Annotated in this window: 17 protein-coding genes and 3 pseudogenes; 15 read left to right on the top strand and 5 right to left on the bottom strand. The window is 71.3% G+C overall.

Annotated features, from left to right (window positions below; translation table 11 throughout):
• Positions 1-22 precede the first annotated feature (22 nt).
• Both AC07F0_RS12420 and AC07F0_RS12425 read left to right on the top strand, forming a co-directional pair.
• Entirely contained in the window at positions 23-616 is a 594-nt protein-coding gene (locus AC07F0_RS12420) for a CGNR zinc finger domain-containing protein (RefSeq protein ID WP_478977659.1), read from the top strand.
• Between the two features lie 34 nt (positions 617-650).
• A complete protein-coding gene (locus tag AC07F0_RS12425) occupies positions 651-911 on the top strand; it encodes a hypothetical protein (RefSeq protein ID WP_397623865.1) in 261 nt (86 codons plus the stop codon).
• Positions 912-930: 19 nt separating this feature from the next.
• Here the strand turns inward: AC07F0_RS12425 and AC07F0_RS12430 are convergent.
• Positions 931-1,208: pseudogene (locus tag AC07F0_RS12430) on the bottom strand (hypothetical protein).
• 35 nt (positions 1,209-1,243) lie between these two features.
• Between AC07F0_RS12430 and AC07F0_RS12435 the strand changes: the two are divergent.
• The 3 genes and pseudogenes from AC07F0_RS12435 to AC07F0_RS12445 form a co-directional block, all read left to right on the top strand.
• Positions 1,244-1,318: pseudogene (locus tag AC07F0_RS12435) on the top strand (DUF397 domain-containing protein); the annotation flags it as partial.
• 29 nt (positions 1,319-1,347) lie between these two features.
• Positions 1,348-3,621, top strand: a complete 2,274-nt coding sequence (recD2, locus tag AC07F0_RS12440) for an SF1B family DNA helicase RecD2 (RefSeq protein ID WP_478977662.1) — start codon at positions 1,348-1,350, stop codon at positions 3,619-3,621.
• 277 nt (positions 3,622-3,898) lie between these two features.
• Positions 3,899-5,188 (top strand): citrate synthase, encoded by a 1,290-nt coding sequence (locus AC07F0_RS12445; protein ID WP_059415773.1) that lies wholly within the window; start codon positions 3,899-3,901, stop codon positions 5,186-5,188.
• Positions 5,189-5,871: 683 nt separating this feature from the next.
• Here the strand turns inward: AC07F0_RS12445 and AC07F0_RS12450 are convergent.
• The 3 genes from AC07F0_RS12450 to AC07F0_RS12460 form a co-directional block, all read right to left on the bottom strand.
• Entirely contained in the window at positions 5,872-8,118 is a 2,247-nt protein-coding gene (locus tag AC07F0_RS12450) for a heavy metal translocating P-type ATPase (RefSeq protein ID WP_478977664.1), read from the bottom strand.
• 109 nt (positions 8,119-8,227) lie between these two features.
• Complete coding sequence (locus AC07F0_RS12455; protein WP_436727092.1) at positions 8,228-8,467, bottom strand: heavy-metal-associated domain-containing protein; 240 nt, start codon at positions 8,465-8,467, stop codon at positions 8,228-8,230.
• 79 nt (positions 8,468-8,546) lie between these two features.
• Entirely contained in the window at positions 8,547-9,227 is a 681-nt protein-coding gene (locus AC07F0_RS12460) for a TetR/AcrR family transcriptional regulator (protein WP_478977667.1), read from the bottom strand.
• Between the two features lie 165 nt (positions 9,228-9,392).
• Between AC07F0_RS12460 and AC07F0_RS12465 the strand changes: the two genes are divergently transcribed.
• Together AC07F0_RS12465 and AC07F0_RS12470 are read left to right on the top strand one after the other, a co-directional pair.
• Complete coding sequence (locus AC07F0_RS12465; RefSeq protein ID WP_478977670.1) at positions 9,393-11,654, top strand: MMPL family transporter; 2,262 nt, start codon at positions 9,393-9,395, stop codon at positions 11,652-11,654.
• 118 nt (positions 11,655-11,772) lie between these two features.
• Positions 11,773-12,816 carry a zinc-dependent alcohol dehydrogenase family protein gene (locus tag AC07F0_RS12470; RefSeq protein WP_478977673.1) on the top strand — a complete coding sequence of 348 codons (1,044 nt, stop codon included), beginning with the start codon at positions 11,773-11,775 and terminating at the stop codon, positions 12,814-12,816.
• A 61-nt stretch (positions 12,817-12,877) separates the two neighbouring features.
• On the opposite strand, the gene AC07F0_RS12475 is transcribed toward AC07F0_RS12470, so the two are convergent.
• Positions 12,878-13,078: a helix-turn-helix transcriptional regulator gene (locus AC07F0_RS12475; protein WP_114252715.1), complete on the bottom strand. Its 201-nt coding sequence runs from the start codon at positions 13,076-13,078 to the stop codon at positions 12,878-12,880.
• 412 nt (positions 13,079-13,490) lie between these two features.
• Here AC07F0_RS12475 and iolC point away from each other — a divergent pair, with 412 nt between their 5' ends.
• The 8 genes and pseudogenes from iolC (at position 13,491) to AC07F0_RS12515 (ending at position 24,407) form a co-directional block, all read left to right on the top strand.
• On the top strand, positions 13,491-14,441 hold the full coding sequence (gene iolC, locus AC07F0_RS12480) for a 5-dehydro-2-deoxygluconokinase (protein ID WP_478977676.1): 951 nt from the start codon (positions 13,491-13,493) through the stop codon (positions 14,439-14,441).
• Positions 14,438-15,319 carry a Cgl0159 family (beta/alpha)8-fold protein gene (locus AC07F0_RS12485; RefSeq protein WP_478977678.1) on the top strand — a complete coding sequence of 294 codons (882 nt, stop codon included), beginning with the start codon at positions 14,438-14,440 and terminating at the stop codon, positions 15,317-15,319. Before iolC ends, AC07F0_RS12485 begins: the two co-directional genes overlap by 4 nt.
• Before the next feature lie 82 nt (positions 15,320-15,401).
• Positions 15,402-15,512 (top strand): annotated as a pseudogene (locus AC07F0_RS12490) (5-deoxy-glucuronate isomerase); the annotation flags it as partial.
• 119 nt (positions 15,513-15,631) lie between these two features.
• Positions 15,632-17,515 carry a 3D-(3,5/4)-trihydroxycyclohexane-1,2-dione acylhydrolase (decyclizing) gene (iolD, locus tag AC07F0_RS12495; protein WP_478977681.1) on the top strand — a complete coding sequence of 628 codons (1,884 nt, stop codon included), beginning with the start codon at positions 15,632-15,634 and terminating at the stop codon, positions 17,513-17,515.
• A 14-nt stretch (positions 17,516-17,529) separates the two neighbouring features.
• Entirely contained in the window at positions 17,530-19,032 is a 1,503-nt protein-coding gene (gene mmsA, locus AC07F0_RS12500; RefSeq protein ID WP_478977683.1) for a CoA-acylating methylmalonate-semialdehyde dehydrogenase, read from the top strand.
• A 191-nt stretch (positions 19,033-19,223) separates the two neighbouring features.
• The gene (locus tag AC07F0_RS12505) at positions 19,224-21,878 is read left to right on the top strand and encodes a CocE/NonD family hydrolase (protein ID WP_478977685.1); all 2,655 of its coding nucleotides are present in this window, start codon (positions 19,224-19,226) and stop codon (positions 21,876-21,878) included.
• Positions 21,875-22,747, top strand: coding sequence for an ABC transporter permease (locus tag AC07F0_RS12510; protein WP_478977688.1), 873 nt, complete (start codon positions 21,875-21,877; stop codon positions 22,745-22,747). The genes AC07F0_RS12505 and AC07F0_RS12510 overlap by 4 nt, the downstream gene beginning before the upstream one ends.
• Before the next feature lie 148 nt (positions 22,748-22,895).
• Positions 22,896-24,407 carry a vWA domain-containing protein gene (locus tag AC07F0_RS12515; RefSeq protein ID WP_478977690.1) on the top strand — a complete coding sequence of 504 codons (1,512 nt, stop codon included), beginning with the start codon at positions 22,896-22,898 and terminating at the stop codon, positions 24,405-24,407.
• The last annotated feature ends 382 nt before the right edge of the window (positions 24,408-24,789 follow it).

Below are 24,789 nucleotides of genomic sequence, written 5' to 3' on the forward strand. Positions count from 1 at the left end.
GGCAAGCCGTACCATGAGAGATATGCAGGAGCCCGTGATCGACCAGCCCACCCCGCTACCCGCGCAGGGCGAGGAGGAGCACCCCTCCCTCGCCCTCGTCAACAGCGCGATCGCGCTGCCCGGCGGGCACACGGTCGACCTCCTGGGCACCCCGGCGCAGACGAACCACTGGCTGACCCAGCGCGGCCTCGCCCCGGTCGACGCCGGCATGCGGGAGATGTGCGCGACCCAACTGCGCTCCCTGCGCGAACAGATCAGGTCGCTGTTCGCCGCCCGGGCCGAAGGCCTGCCCGCCCTCCCCGCGGCCGTGGCGGCCGTCAATGACGCGATGACCCGGGTCCCCACGGCCCCGCTGCTGCGGTGGGACGACGAGACCGGCCCCTACCGCACGGCCCCCCACCCCACCACCGCGATCGTCGACCTGGCCCTGGCCACTCTCGCCGCCGACGCCGCGGACCTGCTCACGTCCCCCGACGCCGAACGCCTCACCGCCTGCGGCTCCCCGCCCTGCAGCCGCTACCTGCTCCGCCACGGCCGCCGCCAGTGGTGCTCCACCCGCTGCGGCGACCGCGCCCGCGCGGCGCGTGCCTATGCCCGCCGCAGCAACCCGCGATGACTCGTTCGTTTCACTCGTGTGGGACGGTTCGACCATGACCAGCGACTACGACCGTCTTCGTAACGGCATCGAGTTCATGACCGCTTATGTCTCCGGCAACGACCTGCTGACGGCCTACGTGACAGAGCGACGGCGCGAGGACCCCATGGCGACCGAGGCCCTGATGGACGGGGCGGCGGCCCTCTGTGCCCTGTTGCTGCGCAAGATGGCCCGGGATGTCGGGAAGACCGAGCACGAGCTGCTCCAGGAACTGGCCCGCGGCACCCACCGGCACGAGCGGCAGTCCGGAGAGTGACTCTGACCCTTGGTCAGGATCATGGTGACGGGTCGAGCCGTGCCCCTCTGTTCTCCGCCACCCGCTTGACGTCCCGCAGGAACTCGGCGAGCCGCAGGGCCAGATAGCGCAGCTCCGCGCTCGTCACGCGGTGTTCCGCGAGGAGTGCGGCGGCGTGGCAGAGAAGGTCGTCCGCCATGTCCAGCCGCACTGCTTCGATGTCGTCGGCCAGGCGTGAGACGTATCCGGTCCGCCGCCCACGAGGTAGCACGGTCTGCCATCGACAGTCGTCCAAGGCAGCAGCCGCCCGGCCGTCACGCGCTCACCTCCGCGACAGCAAGACCACCCCCGGCCCCACCCCGGTCTTCTCCACGCACGGCTGGACGGCATTCGTGACGGCCGTCAAGGAAGGTCACATGCAGGCCTGACTGTCGTACCCCGGCGGTACGGTCGGATCATGCCCAACCAGATGGGAACCCCCACCGGCGAACGGCGACTCGCCGTGCTCGAAGGCGTTCTCGAGCGGATCACGTACGCCAACGAGGAGAACGGCTACACGGTCGCCCGGGTCGACACCGGCAGAGGCGGCGGCGATCTGCTCACGGTCGTGGGCGCGCTGCTCGGCGCCCAGGTCGGGGAATCCCTGCGCATGGAGGGCCGGTGGGGCTCGCATCCCCAGTACGGCAAGCAGTTCCACGTGGAGAACTACACGACCGTCCTGCCCGCCACCGTCCAGGGCATTCGCCGCTACCTCGGCTCCGGCCTGGTCAAGGGCATCGGCCCGGTCTTCGCCGACCGGATCACGCAGCACTTCGGGCTGGACACCCTCCAGATCATCGAGGAGGAGCCCAAGCGGCTCATCGAGGTCCCGGGCCTCGGGCCCAAGCGGACGAAGAAGATCGCCGACGCCTGGGAGGAACAGAAGGCCATCAAGGAGGTCATGCTCTTCCTCCAGACCGTCGAGGTGTCCACGTCCATCGCGGTGCGGATCTACAAGAAGTACGGCGACGCGTCCATCTCCGTCGTGAAGAACCAGCCCTACTGCCTCGCCGCCGACGTCTGGGGCATCGGCTTCCTCACCGCCGACAAGATCGCCCAGTCCGTCGGCATCCCGCACGACAGCCCGGAGCGCGTCAAGGCGGGCCTGCAGTACGCGCTGTCGCAGTCCACCGACCAGGGCCACTGCTTCCTGCCGGAGGAGCAGCTGATCAAGGACGCGGTCAAGCTCCTCCAGGTCGACACGGGCCTCGTCATCGAGTGCCTCGCCGAGCTGGCCGAGCCCTCGGAGGACGGCGAGGAACCCGGCGTCGTACGGGAGAAGGTCCCGGGCCCTGACGGCGGCGAGCCCGTCACCGCGGTCTACCTCGTGCCCTTCCACCGCGCCGAACTCTCCCTCTCCGCCCAGCTGATGCGCCTCCTGCGCACGGAGGAGGACCGGATGCCGGGCTTCCGGGCGGTGGCCTGGGACAAGGCCCTCGGCTGGCTGAAGACACGCACCGGCGCTGACCTGGCTCCGGAGCAGGAGGCCGCCGTCAAGCTCGCCCTGACCGAAAAGGTCGCGGTCCTCACCGGCGGCCCCGGCTGCGGCAAGTCCTTCACGGTCCGCTCCATCGTGGAGCTGGCCCGCGCCAAGAAGGCGAAGGTGGTGCTCGCCGCCCCGACCGGCCGGGCCGCCAAGCGCCTGTCCGAGCTCACCGGCGCCGAGGCCTCCACGGTCCACCGCCTGCTGGAGCTGAAGCCCGGCGGTGACGCGGCCTACGACCGGGACCGCCCGCTGGACGCCGACCTGGTGGTGGTCGACGAGGCGTCCATGCTGGACCTCCTCCTCGCCAACAAGCTGGTGAAGGCCGTCCCCCCGGGGGCGCATCTGCTCTTCGTCGGGGACGTGGACCAGCTGCCCAGCGTCGGCGCGGGGGAGGTGCTGCGCGACCTCCTGGCCGACGGGGGCCCGATCCCCGCCGTCCGCCTCACCCGGGTCTTCCGCCAGGCCCAGCAGTCGGGAGTGGTGACGAACGCCCACCGGATCAACGCCGGCCAACACCCCGTCACCGACGGCATGAAGGACTTCTTCCTCTTCGTCGAGGACGACACGGAGGAGGCGGGGCGGCTCACGGTGGACGTGGCGGCGCGGCGGATCCCCGCCAAGTTCGGTCTGGACCCCCGCCGGGACGTGCAGGTCCTGGCGCCCATGCACCGCGGCCCGGCCGGGGCCGGCACCCTCAACGGCCTGCTCCAGCAAGCCGTCACACCGGCCCGCCCCGACCTTCCCGAGAAGCGGTTCGGCGGTCGCGTCTTCCGCGTCGGCGACAAGGTCACGCAGATCCGCAACAACTACGAGAAGGGCGAGAACGGCGTCTTCAACGGCACGGTCGGCGTGGTCACTTCCCTCAACCTCGACGACCAGCGGTTGACCGTGCGGACGGACGAGGACGAGGAGGTGCCGTACGAGTTCGACGAACTCGACGAGCTCGCCCACGCGTACGCGGTGACGATCCACCGCTCCCAGGGCAGCGAGTACCCCGCTGTCGTCATCCCGGTCACCACCGGCGCCTGGATGATGCTCCAGCGCAACCTGCTGTACACGGCGGTCACCCGGGCGAAGAAGCTGGTGGTGCTGGTCGGTTCGCGGAAGGCCCTGGGCCAGGCGGTCCGCACGGTGTCCGCGGGGCGGCGGTGCACGGCGCTGGACTTCCGCCTGGCCGGGGGCCGGGTCCCGGACGGGTCGCACTGACACCGACGCGTTCACGCGCTGCCCGGGGGAACTCGTGCCACCAGTAGACGGGCCCGTACAGCAGCGCCCCGAAAAATGATCGATCAAACAAGTCGCAAAGGTCACACAGTGCTTTCCTCGGGAGGGCAGGAGGGGGCAGGATGGACAGGTTGGCGGCACTCAGTGCCGCCAATAGGCCCAATGGTCGACCCCGAGTGCACTCTCCTGCGCCAAATGGGGGATGGTAGAGACAGTCAGGGCACCTCGAAGAAGAGGCACAACGTCGGTGAGGGATGACGTGAGCGACAACTCTGTAGTACTGCGGTACGGCGACGGCGAGTACACCTACCCGGTGATCGACAGCACCGTCGGTGACAAGGGCTTCGACATCGGCAAGCTCCGCGCCCAGACCGGTCTGGTGACGCTGGACAGCGGGTACGGCAACACCGCCGCCTACAAATCCGCCATCACCTACCTGGACGGCGAAGCGGGCATCCTGCGGTACCGCGGCTACCCGATCGAGCAGCTGGCCGAGCGCTCCACCTTCCTGGAGGTCGCCTACCTGCTGATCAACGGCGAGCTGCCGACCGTCGACGAGCTCTCGACGTTCAAGAACGACATCACGCAGCACACCCTGCTGCACGAGGACGTCAAGAACTTCTACAAGGGCTTCCCGCGCGACGCCCACCCGATGGCCATGCTGTCCTCGGTCGTCTCGGCGCTGTCCACGTTCTACCAGGACAGCCACAACCCGTTCGACGAGCGCCAGCGCAACCTCTCCACGATCCGCCTGCTCGCCAAGCTCCCGACGATCGCGGCGTACGCGTACAAGAAGTCGATCGGTCACCCGTTCGTCTACCCGCGCAACGACCTCGGCTACGTCGAGAACTTCCTCCGCATGACCTTCTCGGTCCCGGCGCAGGAGTACGAGCTTGACCCGACCGTGGTCTCCGCGCTCGACAAGCTGCTGATCCTGCACGCGGACCACGAGCAGAACTGTTCGACCTCCACCGTCCGCCTGGTCGGCTCCTCGCAGGCGAACATGTTCGCCTCGATCTCCGCCGGCATCAACGCGCTGTGGGGCCCGCTGCACGGCGGCGCCAACCAGTCCGTGCTGGAGATGCTGGAGGGCATCCGCGACTCCGGCGGTGACGTCGACTCCTTCATCCGCAAGGTGAAGAACAAGGAGGACGGCGTCCGCCTGATGGGCTTCGGCCACCGGGTCTACAAGAACTTCGACCCGCGCGCCAAGATCATCAAGGCCGCCGCGCACGACGTGCTGTCCGCCCTCGGCAAGTCCGACGAGCTGCTGGACATCGCGCTGAAGCTGGAGGAGCACGCGCTCTCCGACGACTACTTCGTCTCGCGCAGCCTCTACCCGAACGTCGACTTCTACACCGGCCTGATCTACCGGGCCATGGGCTTCCCGACCGAGATGTTCACGGTCCTGTTCGCCCTCGGCCGGCTGCCGGGCTGGATCGCCCAGTGGCACGAGATGATCAAGGAGCCGGGCTCCCGCATCGGCCGCCCGCGCCAGATCTACACGGGCGTCGTCGAGCGCGACTTCGTGCCCGTCGAGGAGCGCTGAGGCGAGCGGCCGTCAGCCGCCGGCGTCGTAGTGCCGTTCGGCCCCCGTATCCGCTGATGTGCGGGTGCGGGGGCTCTCGCGTATGTGCGGAGGCCTGGCGTATGTGCGGGGGCTCTGGCGTAAGGACGCGGCGAGAAGGCCTCGAGAGGCGGACAGGCAAGAAAGAAGGCGCCCTGTCGCCGGTCCCCCCACGGGCCGACGACCAGGGCGCCTTCCCAGTCCCGGTTCGGATTCCCCCCACGGGATCCGGCCGGGCGTCTGTGAGGACAGCGCCTGAATCGCTGTGAGCACAACGAGCAAAACTCGCCGTGCTGCGGTGTGCGGTCTGCCGGGACAACGCACGACCGGGAGGGCCGCTCAAAGCTTCCCGGTGTACGTGCCCCGGCAACGCATCTCTGGAGAAGTCCCCCAAGACATCTCCAGATGCCAGGTGGCGCCCCCCAAGACGCTCCCTGACATCGTCAACTTAGACCTTCGAACCCCTTCGATGGTTACGTTCACATCACTGTGATCTGCGTCTCTTGCGTATGTCCGGTAGATACGCAAGAGCCCGGATATGCCGTCCGGGGCTCAAGCGTAAGGATGATGCGCGAGCCTTGTGAAGAGCTTATGTGAGCCGGGCCCGGGACTCCAGAGGGGCTCATATCACGTTCGCCGCGAACTTAGGGCGAATTCGGGCGACTTCACCGGAATGTCCGGAGTCGAAGGCTGTTCGTGACGACGAAGACCGACGAGAAGGCCATCGCGGCCCCGGCGATCATCGGGTTCAGCAGTCCCGCGGCGGCCAGCGGCAGCGCGGCCACGTTGTAGCCGAAGGCCCAGACGAGGTTGCCCTTGATCGTGGCCAGCGTCCGGCGGGACAGCCGGATCGCGTCCGCGGCCACCCGCAGATCGCCGCGCACCAGCGTCAGATCGCCCGCCTCGATCGCCGCGTCCGTGCCGGTGCCTATGGCCAGGCCCAGGTCGGCGGTGGCGAGCGCGGCCGCGTCGTTGACGCCGTCGCCCACCATGGCGACGACCCGCCCCTCGGCCTGCAGCCGCCGTACGGCGTCGACCTTGTCCTCGGGCAGGACCTCCGCGATCACCCGGTCGATCCCGACGGCCTCGGCCACCGCATCGGCCACGACCCGGTTGTCCCCGGTCAGCAGCACCGGCGTGAGCCCCAGCGCGCGCAGCTCGCGCACCGCCTCGGCGCTGGTCTCCTTGACCGCGTCCGCCACGGCCAGGACGGCCTTCGCCGTCCCGTCCCAGCCGGCCAGGACGGCCGTACGGCCGGCCCGCTCGGCCTCGTCCCGCGCGCGGGCCAGCTCCGGCGGTACGTGGTCGAAGAGCCGCCCCACGGCGACCTCACGGCCCTCCACGCGCCCCCGTACGCCCCGCCCTGGGACGTTCTCGAAGTTCCCGACGTCCGGGAGCTGTCCGGCCCTGTCCGCGGCGCCCAGCGCGATCGCCCGGGCCACGGGGTGCTCGGAGGCGTGCTCGACGGCGCCCGCCAGCCGCAGCACCTCCTTCTCGTCGGCGCCCTCGGCGACATGGACCTCCATGAGCGTCATCCGGCCCGTGGTGACCGTGCCGGTCTTGTCCAGGACGACCGTGTCGATCCGGCGCGTTGACTCCAGGACCTCCGGGCCCTTGATGAGGATGCCGAGCTGGGCGCCGCGGCCGGTGCCGACCATCAGCGCCGTCGGCGTGGCCAGACCCAGGGCGCACGGGCAGGCGATGATCAGGACGGCGACGGCGGCGGTGAACGCGGTGACGCCGTCACCGGTCAGGCCGAGCCAGGCCCCGGCCGTGGCGGCGGCGATCAGCAGGACCACCGGCACGAAGACCCCGGCGATCCGGTCGGCGAGCCGCTGCACCTCGGCCTTGCCGTTCTGCGCGTCCTCCACCAGCTTCGCCATCCGCGCGAGCTGGGTGTCGGCGCCGATCCGGGTGGCCTCGACGACGAGCCGGCCGCCCGCGTTGACCGTGGCGCCGGTGACCGCGTCCCCGGCCGCCACGTCCACCGGCACGGACTCGCCGGTCAGCATCGAGGCGTCCGCCGCGGAGGCGCCCTCGACGACCGTGCCGTCGGTGGCGATCTTCTCGCCGGGTCGTACGACGAACCGGTCGCCGACGGCCAGCCGCTGCGCCGGGATGCGCACCTCGCGCCCGTCCCGCAGGACGGCCACCTCCTTGGCGCCCAGTTCCATCAGCGCCTTGAGGGCCGCTCCCGCACGGCGCTTGGAGCGCGCCTCCAGATAGCGGCCCAGGAGGATGAACGCCGTGACGCCGGAGGCGACCTCCAGGTAGACCGAGGAGGCGCCGTCACCGCGCGAGACCGTGAGTTCGAAGGGGTGCCGCATGCCGGGCATGCCCGCGTCACCGAGGAACAGCGCCCACAGGGACCAGCCGAACGCGGCCAGCGTGCCGAGGGAGACCAGCGTGTCCATGGTGGCGGCGCCGTGCCGGACGTTCGTCCAGGCCGCCCGGTGGAAGGGCAGCCCGCCCCAGACGACGACCGGGGCGGCGAGGGTGAGCGAGAGCCACTGCCAGTTGTCGAACTGGAGCGCCGGGATCATGGCCAGCAGGATGACCGGCACGGCGAGGGCCGCGGAGACGACGAGGCGGCGGCGCAGGGCCGACAGCTCGGGGTCCTCCCCGGCGGCGTGCGTGCCGTCGGCGGGCTCCTCCTCGCGCGCGGGCTCCTCGGCGGTGTATCCGGTCTTCACCACGGTCGCGATCAGGTCGGCGACCTCGGTGCCCGAGGGGTAGGTGACCCGGGCCTTCTCCGTCGCGTAGTTCACCGTGGCGGTGACGCCGTCCATGCGGTTGAGCTTCTTCTCGACGCGGGCCGCGCAGGAGGCGCAGGTCATCCCGCCGATGAGCAGCTCGACCTCGGCGAGCGCCGGCTCGCGGTCGGCCGGTGCCTTGGCGGTGGTGCTGGTCATGTCCGTACTCCAGGAGTTGCGGTGCGCCCGGGAAGCGGGACGGGCCGTACGGGCCGGAGGTGGCGGCGTACGGCCCGTACACCGGTACGAGTGCCAGGGGCTGGGTGTCTCAGGCCCGGCCGGCCAGCTCGAAACCGGCCTCGTCTACGGCCGCGCGCACGGCCGCGTCGTCGAGCGGGGTGGCGGAGACGACGGTGACCTCGCCGGTCGAGGCGACGGCCGTCACCGAGCTGACGCCGGAGATCTGGGAGATCTCGCCGGAAACGGCGCCCTCGCAATGTCCGCAGCTCATGCCGCTCACCTTGTAGACGGTGGTGACGGGGCCCGTGGTGTCGGTCTGGGCGGTCATCTCGTTACTCCTCGTCGAGGCGGGTGGGGCGATGGGGACCCTTGGGGTCCGCATCACCCAACTGTACCCCTAGGGGGTATCAGTTCACGACGCCCCCGGTCAGCGGCCCCAGGTAGCGCAGGAGAGCGGTCTTCAGCTCCTGGACGTACGCCTCGCGTTCGGCGCCCTCATGGGCCAGGACCAGCTCTAGGCCCGCCTTGTAGATGCCGACGCACATCTGGGCCGTGCGGGTGATCTCCGAGGCGGGGACGCCGGGCGCGAACGGGGCGAGAATCGTCTCCACCCGGGTGGCCAGCGTGCGGTGCAGCGCGTCGTGCTCCTCGGCGATGCGCCCCGGGATGTCGGACCCGTGCATCAGCGCGAAGAAGGCCGGGTGCCGGCAGTTGAACTCGATGAAGCGGTCGACGGTGCCGGCGACCACCTCCTCGATCGGGGTCGCCGCGGGGTCGATCGGGGCGAGGACCTCGTCGTAGGACTGCCGCATCTCGTGCATGAGCCGGCTGCCCAGCTCGATCGCGATCGCTTCCTTGTTCGGGAAGAACTGGTACAGCGTCCCCGGTGAGACGCCCGCCTCGCGTGCGATGGCGTTGGTGCTGGCGGCCGTGTAGCCGGTCGTGGAGAAGACGGTGGCGGCGGCGTCGAGGAGCTGGGCGATCCGGCGCTCGCCGCGCGCCTGACGGCGGCGCGGCCGGTCCTCGGCCGTCGCCGTCGTCTCCGTTCCGGGCTTCTCGGTTCCGGGCTTTTCGGTCTTCTCGGGCACGCGTTATCCCCAGGTCTCAGCACGCGATTGACAAACGCGAGTGGTCGCTCGCATTCTGGAGGTCGGCAGAAATGCGAGCGATCTCTCGTGTTTGCCAGTCTATGGCAGCCCCGTGCTGTCAGGCTGCGCCTGGACACGGGTCACCGGTGAAGGGGACACCGCACGATGACCGAAGTCAACACACCACCACGCGGCGGAACATCAACGCGCGCCGGAACACCACCAGGCGGAGCGCCACCACGCATCGGCCGCTGGACCCGCTTCGTGACCTCCCGGCCCAGACTGTCGCTGCTGGTGGCGCTGGTCCTCACCGCGCTCGCGGTGCTGGCCGGCAGCGGCGTCGCCGACCGGCTCGGTGCCGGCGGCTGGGAGGACCCGGCCGCCGAGTCCACGTACGCGACCAAGGCACTGGAGCGCGAGTTCCCCGGCTCCCAGCCCAACCTGCTGCTCCTGGTTGACGCGGGCGACGCCTCGGTCGACGACCCGGCCGTCGCAGCCCGGGCGAAGCGTCTCGCCGAGCGACTGGCCGGCGAGCGGGGCGTCACCGGCGTCGGCTCCTACTGGCAGTCCGGCACCCCGGCCCTGCGCGCCGAGGACGGTCATGAGGCGCTGATCGCCGCCCGCATCACGGGCGACGAGAAGACCGCCGGGGAGACCTTGGAGCGCATAGCGCCCCACTACCGCGGCGCGCACGGCGCGGTGGAGGTCACCGTCGGCGGCCCGGTCGCCGTGCGGCACGAGATGCAGACGATCATCCAGGAGGACCTGACCCGGGCCGAGCTCATCGCCCTGCCGGTGACGCTCGTGCTGCTGGTGATGGTCTTCGGCAGTGCCGTCGCGGCCCTGCTGCCGCTCGGCATCGGCATTGTCGCCATCCTCGGGACGAACGCGATCCTGCGCGGTCTCACCGAGCTCACCGACGTGTCCGTGTTCGCGATCAACCTCACCACGGCCCTCGGTCTCGGCCTCGCCGTCGACTACGCGCTGTTCATCGTCCGCCGTTTCCGCGAGGAACTGTCCACCGGCGCCGAGCCTCTGACCGCGATCGGCACGACGCTGCGCACCGCCGGCCGCACGGTGCTGTTCTCCGCCCTCACGGTCGCGGTGTCCCTGGCGGCGATGCTGGTCTTCCCGCAGTACTTCCTGCGGTCCTTCGCCTACGCCGGGATCGCCGTCGTGCTGCTGGCCGCGGCCGCCGCGCTGATCCTGCTCCCGGCGGCCCTGACGCTGCTGGGGCACCGGGTCAACTCCCTCGACCTGCGCCGCGTCTTCCGGCGCGGACACCGGCCGAATCCCGCCGAGGAGGAGGGCAGGGCCTGGGCGCGCTCGGCGTCGCTCGTCATGCGCCGCGCCCCGTTCTTCGCCCTGGGCACCACAGCCGTCCTCGTCCTGCTCGGACTGCCTTTCCTGGGCGTCAAGTTCGGCACCGCCGACGACCGCCAGCTGCCCTCGACGTCCGAGTCCCATGTCGTGCAGCAGCACATCCGGGACGGCTTCCCGGGCAGCCCCGGCGGCGGCCTGGAAGTGCTCGCCGAGGGCCGCGCGACCGAGGCGCAGTACGGCGCCTACAAGGAGCGGATCGCCGGACTGCCCGAGGTGCTGCGGGTCGACGGGCCGCTCGTGAAGGGCGACTCGGCGTACTTCACGGTGCTGCCGAAGGGTGAGGCGGTCGACGACCCGGCCCAGCGCCTCGTCGGCGACCTGCGCGAGGTCCGGGCACCCTTCGACACCAAGGTGACCGGCACGGCGGCCGTCCTGGTCGACTCCAAGGACGCCATAGGGGAAAGCCTGCCGCTCGCGGCCGTCTTCATCACGATCGTCACGCTGCTCCTGGTCTTCCTCCTCACGGGCAGCGTGCTCATACCGATCCAGGCGGTCGTCCTCAACGCGCTCAGTCTGACGGCCATGTTCGGCGCGGTCGTCTGGATCTTCCAGGACGGCCATCTCTCCGGCCTGCTCGGCTTCACCAGTCCCGGGTCCATCGAGACGACCCTCCCGGTCCTGATGTTCTGCGTGGCGTTCGGCCTGTCCATGGACTACGGCGTGTTCCTGCTCTCCCGCATCAAGGAGGAGTACGACCGCACCGGCGACCACGACGGGGCCGTCCGCCACGGCCTCGAGCGCACCGGCGGGCTGATCACGGCGGCGGCGGTCATCCTGGCCGTGGTCATGGTCGCGATCGGCACGTCCCGGGTCACCAACACCAAGATGCTCGGCCTGGGTATCGCCCTGGCGGTCCTGATGGACGCGATGATCGTCCGCAGCCTCCTGGTCCCCGCGGTCATGCGCCTCACCGGCCGCGCCACCTGGTGGGCCCCGGGCCCCCTGCGCCGCTTCCACGAGCGTTTCGGCCTGAGCGAGTCCGGCCCGGAACCGGCCGGAGCACCGGAGGAACCGGCCCGGGACAAGGTGGGAGCCCCGGGCTGAAGCACAGGCCCGGACGGCATGGGCCCGCACGGCACGGGCTAGCGTTCCCCGAGACGCTGACTGCCCGGGGCGCGAGGGCCACCGGCGATCCCGGGCACGAACGGAAGGCGGGTGGATCATGCGGGCCGTGGTGTTCGAGCGGTTCGGGGAGCCGGCCGAGGTGCGGGACGTCGCCGACCCCGAGCCCGCGGAGCACGGGGTCGTCGTGCGGGTCGAGGCCACGGGGCTGTGCCGCAGCGACTGGCACGGCTGGCAGGGCCACGACCCGGACATCGCGCTGCCGCATGTGCCCGGGCATGAACTCGCCGGGGTCGTCGAGACGGTGGGCGACCGGGTGACCCGCTGGCGGCCCGGCGACCGGGTCACCGTGCCGTTCATCTGCGCCTGCGGCACCTGCCCGTCCTGCGCGGCGGGGGACCACCAGGTGTGTGAGCGGCAGACCCAGCCCGGCTTCTCGCACTGGGGCTCCTTCGCCCAGTACGTGGCCCTGGATCACGCCGACGTCAACCTCGTGGCGCTCCCCGGGGAGCTGTCCTTCGCGACGGCGGCCTCCTTGGGCTGCCGGTTCGCCACGGCGTACCGGGCGGTGGTGCGGCAGGGCCGGGTCGCGGCGGGAGAATGGGTCGCGGTGCACGGCTGCGGGGGAGTCGGTCTCTCGGCGGTGATGATCGCGGCGGCGGCGGGCGCGCGGGTCGTGGCCGTCGACGTGTCGGCCCGGGCACTGGACCTGGCGCGGACGTTCGGGGCGGCGCAGTGCCTGGACGCGTCGGCCGTGCCGGACCCCGCTGCGGCGGTTCGTGACCTCTCCGGCGGTGGTGCCCATCTCTCCCTGGACGCCCTGGGTTCCCCCGCCACCTGCGCCGCTTCCGTGAACGGCCTGCGCCGCCGCGGCCGGCACGTCCAGGTCGGCCTGCTGCCCTCGCCGACCGGCACGACACCCGTGCCGATGGCCCGCGCGATAGCCCTGGAGCTGGAACTCCTCGGCAGCCACGGCATGGCCGCGCACGGCTACCCACCGATGCTGGAGCTGGTCCGCAGCGGCGTCCTGCGCCCCGACCTGCTCGTGACGTCCACGATCCCGCTGGACGGGGCCCCGCCCGCCCTGGCGGCGATGGGGACGGCGCCACCGGCGGGCGCCACGGTCATCGAGCCGTGGCGCTGATCCTCCCCCGAAGGCAGTCGTGCCCCACGCGGCGGTGGGGCACGGGATCGGGCCGGGATGGTCAGTCGGCTCTTCGGGCGCGGTTGCCGGGCCGGGACGCCACCCAGGCCCGGACCGTGTCGGCGTACCAGTAGGGCTTGCCGCCCTCGACGTGGTCGGGCGGCGGCAGCAGTCCGTGCTTGCGGTAGGACCGCACGGTGTCCGGCTGCACCCGGATGTGTGCCGCGATCTCCTTGTAGGACCAGAGCCTTCGGTCGGTCATGACGTGCACCTCCCCGCGCGCACCACGACGGCGGCCGGGGACGGCCGTCTGGGGGAGCCGGGCGCTGCGCTGGCGATCAACAAGCCTGTGTCCGGTCAACGACGCTCCCGTGACACAGGGCAGGGCTTGTGCGCCGGGTGTGACGGAAGGTCCGCGTACGCGGGACACCTGTGACAGGAAGGGGGCGTTTGTGACACAGCCGGGGCAAAAGTGCCCGCCGGAGCTCCGGCGGGGTGCCTTGACGCGGCACCGGGCGAAGACTGAAGGGGCGAGCGGGCGCACACAGCGGGACACATGGGCACGACACCGGAAAGCGCTGTCATGATCTGGTCCGAATGTCCGGACAAAACATTGACAGGGCTTCGGGAAGGGGACTACAAAGCCGGGGAGAGCCGACACCGAGGGGAAGCCGATGGGGTACGACCTGATCACCATGGGGCGCATCGGAGTGGATCTGTATCCGCTCCAGACGGGCGTCCGGCTGCCGCAGGTCACGTCCTTCGGCAAGTTCCTCGGCGGCTCGGCCACGAACGTCGCGGTCGCAGCGGCCCGCCTGGGGCGGGGCACGGCGGTGATCACCCGCACCGGCGACGACCCCTTCGGCACCTACCTGCACGAGGCCCTGAAGGGCTTCGGCGTGGACGACCGCTGGGTCACCCCGGTTCCCGGCCTGCCCACCCCGGTCACGTTCTGCGAGGTCTTCCCGCCGGACGACTTCCCGCTGTACTTCTACCGCCGGCCCAAGGCCCCCGACCTGGAGATCGACGCCCACGAGCTGGACCTGGACGCCATCCGTGACGCCCGCGTCTTCTGGGTCACGGGCACGGGCCTGAGCGAGGAGCCGAGCCGTACGGCGACCCTCGCGGCCCTCGCCCACCGCGCCAAGTCCGCCACGACGGTCTTCGACCTCGACTGGCGCCCGATGTTCTGGACCGACCCCGACGCGGCCCGCCCCTTCTACCAGGAGGCCCTGCGCCACACCACCGTCGCCGTCGGCAATCTCGACGAGGTGGAGGTCGCCACGGGGGTGCGCGAGCCGCACGCCGCCGCCCGGGCCCTCCTGGACGCCGGTGTCGAGCTGGCCGTTGTCAAGCAGGGCCCGAAGGGCGTCCTGGCCGTGAACCGCGACGGTGAGAGCGCCGAGGTCCCACCGCTGCCGGTGAACGTCCTCAACGGCCTCGGCGCCGGAGACGCCTTCGGCGGCTGTCTCGTCCACGGCCTCCTGGCCGGCTGGGACCTGGAGAAGACCATGCGGCATGCCAACGCCGCCGGCGCCATCGTCGCCTCCCGCCTGGAGTGCTCGTCCGCGATGCCCACCGCGGACGAGATCGAGGCGGCCGTCACCGCGGGGGCCGTCAAGTGACCGTCGACGTCTGCGAACTCGTGCGCCTGCGCAGCCACCGCCCGGAGGCGATCGCCGAGGCCGCCGCCCGCCGCCCCCGCCGGCCCCTGCTGAACGACAACGGCCGGCTGATGATCGTCGCCGCCGACCACCCGGCCCGCGGCGCCCTCGGCGTCGGCGGCCGCAGCATGGCCATGGCCAACCGCGCCGACCTGCTCGAACGCCTCTGTCTGGCGCTGTCCCGCCCGGGTGTGGACGGCGTCCTCGCCACCGCCGACATCCTCGACGACCTGCTCCTGCTCGGCGCCCTCGACGGCAAGGTCGTCGTGGGCTCGATGAACCGCGGCGGCCTCCAGGGCGCGCGCTTCGAACTCGACGACCGTTTCACCGGCCACCGCCCCGAGGACATCGAGCGCCTCGGCTTCGACGCGGGCAAGCTGCTCCTGCGCATCGACTACGACGACCCGGGCTCCCTCACCACCCTGGAGTCCACCGCCCGCGCCATCGACGACATGGCGGCGCGCCGGCTCCCCGTCTTCGTCGAGCCGTTCATCTCCCGCCGCGACGAGACGGGCCGGCTGCGCAACGACCTGTCCGCCGAGGCCGTCACCCGGTCGATCGCCATCGCCTCGGGCCTGGGCGGCACTTCGGCCTACACCTGGCTGAAGGTGCCGGTCACCGACAACCCCGACGACATGGCCGAGGTCATGGCCGCCTCCACGCTGCCCGCCGTACTGCTGGGCGGCGAGGTGGGCGACGACCAGGACGGGGCGTACGAGAAGTGGCGCGGCGCTCTCCAACTGCCCACCGTGCGCGGGCTGGTGGTCGGCCGTTCGCTGCTGTACCCGGCGGACGGCGATGTGGCCGCCGCCGTGGACACCGCCGTAGGACTGCTGTGAGGGCCGCTTCATGAGCAGTGAGCCGTACATCCCCGAGGGCACCACGACCGGCGTGCGGATCGTGCCGCCCCTCCCGGGCGTGCGTGACGCCCGGGTCCAGATCGCCTCCGGCGCGGGAGGCCGCTTTGCTTTGGCAGGAGCGAAGTGCGAGCGACAACTCCCCGCCCGCTACGGCCCCGCGCCGGAGGTTCCCCACGCGAGGCGCAGGCCGCCTCGTCGTGTCCTGCCGGGAGACCGCGCGTTCACTCCCGGCGGTGAACGCCCGCGGCGGCCCCTGCGTATCCGTGTCCATCCACAGGTAGGGGGATACCGATGACCTCGACGACGAGGCTGACGGTCGCTCAGGCGCTCGTACGCTTCCTGTCCGCGCAGTACACCGAACGCGACGGCGTACGGCAGCGGCTCATCGGCGCCACCTGGGGCATCTTCGGCCACGGCAACGTCGCCGGCATCGGTCAGGCGCTCCTGGAGCACACCGACGCGATGCCGTACCACCAGGGCCGTAACGAACAGGCCATGGTGCACGCCGCGGTCGGTTACGCGCGCCAGTCGGGCCGCCTCTCCACGCACGCGGTGACGACCTCTATCGGCCCGGGCGCCACCAACCTCGTCACCGGTGCCGCCCTGGCGACCATCAACCACCTGCCGGTGCTGCTGCTGCCCGGCGACATCTTCGCCACCCGCCCCGCCGACCCGGTCCTCCAGCAACTGGAGGTGCCGTACGCGGGCGACGTGTCGGTCAACGACTGTCTGCGCCCGGTGTCGAAGTACTTCGACCGGATCACGCGCCCGGAGGCGCTGGTCCCGTCGGCGCTGAACGCGATGCGCGTGCTCACCGACCCCGTCGAGACCGGCGCCGTCACCCTCGCGCTGCCCCAGGACGTGCAGGCCGAGGCGTACGACTGGCCCGACGAGTTCTTCGCCGAGCGTGTCTGGACCGTACGGCGTCCCGGCGCCGACCCGGCGGAGCTCGCCGAGGCGGTACGGATCATCCGCGCGGCGAAGAGGCCCCTGGTCGTCGCAGGCGGCGGCGTCCACCACAGCCGCGCCGAGGAGGCGCTCGCCGAGTTCGCCGAGACCACCGGCATCCCGGTCGCCTCCACCCAGGCGGGCAAGGGCTCCCTGCGCCACGACCACCCCCAGGACGTCGGCGGCATCGGCCACACCGGCACCGCCACCGCGGACGAGCTCGCCCGCACCGCCGACCTGGTGATCGGCGTCGGCACCCGCTACACCGACTTCACCACCGCCTCCGGCACCCTCTTCACCGGCGAGAACGTCCGGTTCCTCAACCTCAACATCGCCTCCTTCGACGGCCACAAGCTCGCCGGGCAGCCCCTGATCGCGGACGCCCGCACCGGCCTGGAGGAGCTGACCGAGCGGCTGGAGATGCACGGCCACCGGGTCGCGCCGCTGTACGCGACCGAGTACACCGAGGACAAGGAGCGCTGGGAGCAGCGCGTCGACGCCTGCTACGAGGTGGACGAGCCGGACACCCGCCCGACCCAGCCGCAGGTCCTCGGCGTCCTGGACGCCCTGGTCGACGAGTCGGACATCCTCATCAACGCCGCCGGTTCCCTCCCCGGCGACCTGCACAAGCTGTGGCGGACCCGGTCCCGCGACCAGTACCACCTGGAGTACGGCTACTCCTGCATGGGCTACGAGATCCCGGCCGCCATCGGCGTGAAGATGGCCGCCCCCGACCGTCCCGTGTGGGCGCTGGTCGGCGACGGCACGTACCTGATGATGCCGACGGAGATCGTGACGGCCGTGCAGGAGGGCGTCGCGATCAAGGTCCTGATCATCCAGAACCACGGCTACGCGTCCATCGGCGGGCTGTCAGAGTCGGTGGGCGGCGAGCGGTTCGGCACCGCCTACCGCTTCCCGTCCGAGGACGGCACGTACACGGGGCCGCCGCTGCCGGTGGACCTCGCGGCCAACGCGGCCAGCCTCGGCATGCGCGTGCTGCGCGCGAAGACCGTGCGGGACCTCGGAGCGGCGCTCGCCGAGGCCCGGGCCGCCGACACTCCCACATGTGTCTACGTGGAGACCCAAACGGCAGACACAGTGTCGGGCGCGCCTCCCGCACAGGCCTGGTGGGATGTACCCGTGGCCGAGACCGCGACACGGCCGTCCGCGGTCAAGGCACGCGAGCTGTACGAACGGCACGTCTCCACCCGACGCCGCCATCTGTGAAGGAGTTCCCGGCCATGACGAAGATCGTCAACCACTGGATCGGCGGCAAGTCCGTCGAAGGCGCCTCGGGCACACACGGGCCGGTGACCGACCCGGCGACCGGCGAGGTGACGACGAAGGTCGCGTTCGCCTCGGTCGACGAGGTGGACGCGGCGGTGGCCGCCGCCAAGGAGGCCTTCGCGACCTGGGGCCAGTCCTCCCTGGCCCAGCGCACGTCCATCCTCTTCAAGTTCCGCGCGCTGCTGGACGCCAACCGGGACGCGATCGCGGAGCTGATCACCGCCGAGCACGGCAAGGTGCACTCCGACGCGCTCGGCGAGGTGGCGCGCGGCCTGGAGATCGTCGACCTGGCCTGCGGCATCAGCGTCCAGCTGAAGGGCGAGCTGTCCACGCAGGTGGCGAGCCGCGTGGACGTGTCCTCGCTCCGCCAGCCGCTCGGTGTCGTCGCGGGCATCACCCCGTTCAACTTCCCGGCGATGGTGCCGATGTGGATGTTCCCCCTCGCCATCGCGTGCGGCAACACGTTCGTGCTGAAGCCGTCCGAGAAGGACCCGTCGGCGTCGGTCAAGCTCGCCGAACTGCTCGCCGAGGCGGGCCTGCCGGACGGCGTCTTCAACGTCGTCCACGGCGACAAGGTGGCCGTGGACCGGCTGCTCGAACACCCGGACGTGAAGGCGGTGTCGTTCGTCGGATCGACCCCGATCGCCCGCTACATCCACAGCACGGCCTCCGCCAACGGCAAGCGCGTCCAGGCGCTCGGCGGCGCCAAGAACCACATGCTGGTCCTCCCGGACGCCGACCTCGACGCCGCGGCCGACGCCGCCGTGTCCGCCGCCTACGGCTCGGCGGGCGAGCGCTGCATGGCCATCTCGGCGGTCGTCGCGGTGGGCGCCGTCGGTGACGAACTGGTCGAGAAGATCCGCGAGCGCGCCGAGAAGATCAAGATCGGCCCCGGCAACGACCCCACCTCCGAGATGGGCCCGCTGATCACCAAGGTCCACCGCGACAAGGTGGCCTCCTACGTCGAGGGCGCGGCGGCCGAGGGCGCCGAGGTGGTCCTCGACGGCACCGGTTACACGGTCGACGGCTTCGAGAACGGCCACTGGATCGGCATCTCGCTGCTCGACAAGGTGCCCACCTCGGCGAAGGCCTACCAGGACGAGATCTTCGGCCCGGTGCTGTGCGTGCTGCGCACGGAGACCTACGAGGAAGCCCTGGACCTGATCAACGCCTCGCCGTTCGGCAACGGCACCGCGATCTTCACCCGGGACGGCGGCGCCGCCCGCCGCTTCCAGCTGGAGGTCGAGGCCGGCATGGTCGGCGTGAACGTCCCGATCCCGGTCCCCGTGGGCTACCACTCCTTCGGCGGCTGGAAGGACTCCCTCTTCGGCGACCACCACATCTACGGCAACGACGGCACGCACTTCTACACGCGAGGCAAGGTCGTCACCACCCGCTGGCCGGACCCGGCCGACGCCCCGGCGGGCGTGGACCTGGGCTTCCCACGCAACCACTGAGGCTCAGGGGCGCGGGGAACCGCGCGACAAGCCACAACGGACCCGCAGACGGCCACTCACCAAGGACGGCCCGAGCTCCATCCCGTACACCACCCGCAGTACGCCGAAACTCCGTGTACACCCCTGGAATGCCTTGCACTTCGGTCTCCGGTCGACAACTCATCGACAGGTTCACCCCGTACCGTTGACGCATGGATCTTCGACTGCCCGGACTGAACGGGCTGCTTCGGAGGCCCCGGAGGCTCCTCGCCGCCGGGGCCGCCGTCGTCGTGCTCGCGGGAGCGGGGACGTGGACGGCCGTCGCGTCCGACGAGGTGCCCCCGGTCGACCGCACCGACCGGGTCCTGGACACGGGGAACGGCGTACGGATCGACACCTCGTACTTCACCTCCGGCGGTGACGGCCGTCGCCCCGCCGTCCTGCTCGGCCACGGCTTCGGCGGCAGCAAGAACGACGTACGGCAGCAGGCCGAGGATCTCGCCAGAGACGGCTACGCGGTGCTGACCTGGTCGGCGCGCGGCTTCGGCAAGTCCAACGGGAAGATCGGGCTGAACGACCCCGACGGCGAGGTCGCCGACGTCTCGAAGCTCATCGACTGGCTGGCCAAGCAGCCCCAGGTCGAGCTCGACAAGCCCGGCGACCCCCGCGTGGGCATGGCCGGCGCCTCCTACGGCGGTGCCATCGCGCTGCTCACGGCGGGACACGACCCCCGGGTGGACGCCATCGCCCCGGCCATCACGTACTGGAACCTCGCCGACGCGCTGTTCCCGAACGGCGTGTTCAAGAAGCTGTGGGCCGGCATCTTCGTCAACTCCGGCGGCGGCTGCGAGCGGTTCGAGCCCGCGCTGTGCCGGATGTACGAGCGGGTCGCAGAGTCGGGCAAACCGGACGCCGAGGCCCGCAAGATGCTCGACGAGCGTTCACCCTCCGCCGTCGGCAAGGACATCAAGGTGCCGACGCTGCTGATGCAGGGCCAGTCCGACTCCCTCTTCCCGCTCGGCCAGGCCGACCAGGCGGCGAAGGCCATCCGCGCGGGCGGCGCCCCCGTCGACGTCGACTGGATCGCGGGCGGCCACGACGGCGGCGACATGGAGACGAGCCGCGTCCAGGACCGTGTGCAGAGCTGGTTCGACCGCTACCTGAAGGACGACAAGGGCGTCGACACCGGCCCCGCCTTCCGCGTCACCCGCACCCTCGGCCTCGGCTCCGGCGACGGCGAACCTCGCCTGACCGGCGTGACCTCCGACCGCTACCCCGGCCTGGAGAGCAAGCAGCGCTCCATCGCCCTGGCCGGCCGCGAGCAGAGCTTCGACAACCCGCCCGGCGCCAGCCCGCCCGGCGTCTCCGCCCTCCCCGGCCTCGGCGGCGCGGGCGGCCTCAGCCAGCTCTCCACGCTCGGTGTCGGCGTCTCCCTGGACTTCCCCGGCCAGTTCGCCGCGTTCGAGTCGGCCCCCTTCCCGGACGACGTCCAGATCACCGGCTCCCCGACGGCCACGGTCCACGTGAAGTCCACCAGCGACGACGCCGTGCTCTTCGCCAAGGTCTACGACGTCGGCCCGGGCCGTACCCAGCCGGTGCTGCCCTCCCAGCTGGTCACGCCCATCAGGGTCGAGGGCGCCAAGGCCGGCAAGGACGTCACCATCACCCTCCCGGCGATCGACCACGAGGTCGACGACGGCCACCGGCTGCGTCTGGTCCTCGCCTCGACCGACCTCGGCTACGCCTCCCCGGCGACCCCGGCCACGTACACCGTCTCCCTCAAGGGCGACTTGAAGGTCCCGTCGGCGCTCGGCGGGAGCAACGCGCAGGGCCCGCTGCCCGCCTGGGTGTGGTGGATGCCGCTCGCCGGCGCCGCGATCGCCCTGGCGCTGATCATCACGGGACGCCGCCGCACGGCCGCGCCCGCCCCGCCGGACCCCGAACTCGCCGAAGTCCCCCTCCAGATCACGGACCTGACCAAGCGGTACGCCAAGTCCTCCGACCGGTACGCCGTCAAGGACCTGTCCTTCCGCGTGGAGAAGGGCCAGGTCCTCGGCCTGCTCGGCCCGAACGGCGCCGGCAAGACCACGACCCTGCGCATGCTGATGGGCCTGATCAAGCCGGACGGCGGCGAGGTCCGCGTCTTCGGCCACGCCATCAGCCCGGGCGCCCCGGTCCTGTCCCGGGTCGGCGCCTTCGTCGAGGGCGCGGGCTTCCTGCCGCACCTGTCCGGCCGGGAGAACCTGGAGCTGTACTGGCGCGCCACCGGCCGCCCGGCCGAGGACGCACACATGGAGGAGGCCCTGGAGATCGCGGGCCTCGGCGACGCGCTCGCCCGCGCGGTGCGCACCTACTCCCAGGGCATGCGTCAGCGCCTGGCCATCGCCCAGGCCATGCTCGGCATGCCGGACCTGCTCATCCTCGACGAACCGACCAACGGTCTCGATCCGCCCCAGATCCGCGAGATGCGCGAGGTGATGATCCGCTACGCCGCCGCGGGACGCACGGTCATCGTCTCCAGCCACCTCCTCGCGGAGGTCGAGCAGACCTGCACGCACCTGGTCGTGATGGACCACGGGCAGCTCGTCCAGGCGGGCCCGGTCGAGGACATCGTCGGCTCGGGCGACACCCTCCTGGTGGGCACGGCCACGCCCGTGGACGAGCCCGTCGTCGAGAAGGTCGCCGCCCTGCCGGGCGTCGCCTCGGCCCTGCCCGTCGACGAGGGCCTCCTCGTCCAGCTCGACGCCGACGGCACCCCGCAGCGCCTGGTCGCCGAACTCGTACGGCTGGACGTGCCCGTGCGGTCGGTCGGCCCGCACCGCCGCCTGGAGGACGCCTTCCTCACCCTGATCGGAGCCGAAGCATGAGCAAGCTCGCCGACCGGGCCGAGCCCGTCGAGGTAGCCGACGGCTACCGCGCGGGCCGCACCCTGCCCTTCCGCGTCGAGCTGGTCCGGCAGCTCAAGCGGCGCCGCACGATGGTCATGGGCGGCGTCCTGTTCGCCCTGCCGCTCATCCTGCTCATCGCCTTCCAGGTCGGCGGCGACCCGGGCGGCAACAACAACCGTGTCAACCTCATGGACACGGCGACAGCCTCCGGAGCGAACTTCGCCGCGGTCAACCTCTTCTCCGCCGCGGGCTTCCTGCTCGTCATCCCCGTCGCCCTGTTCTGCGGCGACACGGTCGCCTCCGAGGCCAGCTGGTCGTCCCTGCGCTACCTGCTGGCGGCCCCCGTGCCCCGGACCCGGCTGCTGTGGTCCAAGCTCGCCGTCGGACTCAGCCTCAGCCTGGCCGCGCTGGTGCTGCTCCCGATCGTCGCCCTCGTCGTCGGCACGGCCGCCTACGGCTGGGGCCCGCTCGAGCTGCCCACCGGCGGCACCCTGCCCACCGGCACCGCGGCCCAGCGCCTGCTGATCGTCGTCGTGTACATCATGGTGTCCCAACTGGTCACCGCGGCCCTCGCGTTCTGGCTGTCGACCCGGACGGACGCACCGCTCGGCGCGGTCGGCGGCGCGGTGTTCCTGACCATCATCGGCAGCGTCCTCGACGAGGTGACGGCCCTCGGCGACTGGCGGCACTTCCTGCCCGCGCACTGGCAGTACGCCTGGCTCGACGCCGTCCAGCCGCAGTTGCAGTGGACGGACATGATCCAGGGCACGTCGATTTCCGTAACGTACGCGCTCGTGCTGTTCGCCCTGGCCTTCCGCGGTTTCGCCCGCAAGGACGTCGTCTCCTAGGTCAACGGAGGATCACCCACCGGTCTCGACGGGCTGCCTCCGTGGCCGCTTCGAGACGCATCCGCAACCCCCCGTACCGCACGCTCCGGCCCTCTGCGCCGTCACAGTCGCAAGAAGCCGACGCCAACGGACCCAGGGGGCACGGACGATGAAGCCGTACGAGCGGTACCGGACACGCAGGCTGCTGCTGGCGCTCACGGCGGCGGGCGGGCTGCTGCTCACCGCGTGCAGCGGGGGAGCCGACAGCGGCGAGGGCAGCAAGGCCGCCGACCGCGACACCTCGGGTCTGCCCGCGCCCGCCCGCAGTCAGGGCACCAGCGAGCAGGAAGACCGCCGAGAAGAGCCCGACCACCTCTCCACCTTCGCCCTCGACGTCGACACCGCCTCCTACGACTACGCCCGCCGCGCCCTGGCCGACGGCCGGCTCCCCGACCCGTCGACGGTCCGCCCCGAGGAGTTCGTCAACAGCTTCCGCCAGGACTACGAACGCCCCGACGGCGACGGCTTCTCGGTCACCGTCGACGGCGCCCGCACCGACGACGAGGACTGGTCCCTGGTCCGCGTGGGCCTGGCCACCCGCGGCACCGAACGCACCGGCGAACGCCCCCCCGCGGCCCTCACCTTCGTCATCGACGTCTCGGGCTCCATGGCCGAACCGGGCCGCCTGGACCTCGCCCAGGAGTCCCTCTCGGTGATGACGGACCGGCTGCGCGACGACGACTCGGTCGCGATCGTCACCTTCAGCGACGAGGCCGAGACCGTCCTGCCCATGACCCGCCTCGACGGCAACCGCGACGAGGTCCACGACGTCATCTCCGAGCTGGACACCCGCGACTCCACCAACCTCGGCGCGGGTGTCGAGACCGGTTACGAGACGGCCGTCGAGGGCCTGCGCGAGGGCGCGACCAACCGGGTCGTCCTCGTCTCCGACGCCCTCGCCAACACCGGTGACACCGACGCCGACACGATCCTGGAGCGGATCTCCGGCGAACGCCGCGAGCACGGCATCACCCTCTTCGGCGTCGGAGTCGGCAGTGACTACGGCGACGCCCTGATGGAACGCCTCGCCGACAAGGGCGACGGCCACACGGTCTACGTGGCCGACGAGGACGAGGCCCGCAAGGTGTTCTGCGAGGAGCTCCCGCGCAACATCGACCTCACCGCCCGCGACGCCAAGGCCCAGGTCGCCTTCGACCCCGAGACCGTCGAGGAGTTCCGCCTGGTCGGCTACGACAACCGCCGGGTCGCCGACGAGGACTTCCGGGACGACCGCGTCGACGGCGGCGAGGTCGGCCCCGGCCACACCGTCACCGCCCTGTACGCCGTCCGCGTCAGGCCCGGTGCCGAGGGCCACCTCGCCACCGCCACCGTCCGGTGGCTGGACCCCGACACCCGCGACCCGCACGAGGAGACCGGCGACCTGGAGTCCGACGATCTCGACGACTCCGTCCACAGCGCGAACCGCTCCTTCCAGGTCACCGCGACGGCCGCCTACTTCGCCGACGCCCTGCGCCACGACGAGCCCTTGCTGCCGGGCGCCCCGGAGCTCGGAGAACTCGCCGAGCACGCCGACGACTTGGCGGACCGCAGGGAGGACGAGGAGACACGCCGCCTCGCGGAGGCGATCGACACGGCGATGCGCCTGAAGCGAACCGACTGAAGCGAACCGGGATGATGCCGGGCTCGCGCAGTGGTGTCTCCTCACGTCAATGTCCGGCTGACCGCCCCTCACGAGAGCGCGGTGGAATCCCCGTTCATATTCTTGGGAGTTTTTCGGAACCCAGAGAACGCGTAGCTCGGTATCGAACACGTCAGGGGGGAATTCGCCATGGTGCGCCACCCCTTCCCCGGAATCGAGAAATCCATCATCATGAGCGAGCCGGGCCTGACCAGCCATGGTGGCAAGGGGGGAAACGCCGTTCGTAATGGACCCGGAGGATGCTCATGCGAACCATCAGGAGGCAGGCCACGGAGTGGCTCGCCGCCGCCGCGACCGATCAGCGCGACTGCAAACGGCAGTGGTACGGAGAAAGCGGCGTCGC

The organism is Streptomyces sp. NPDC045955 (genome assembly GCF_056430805.1).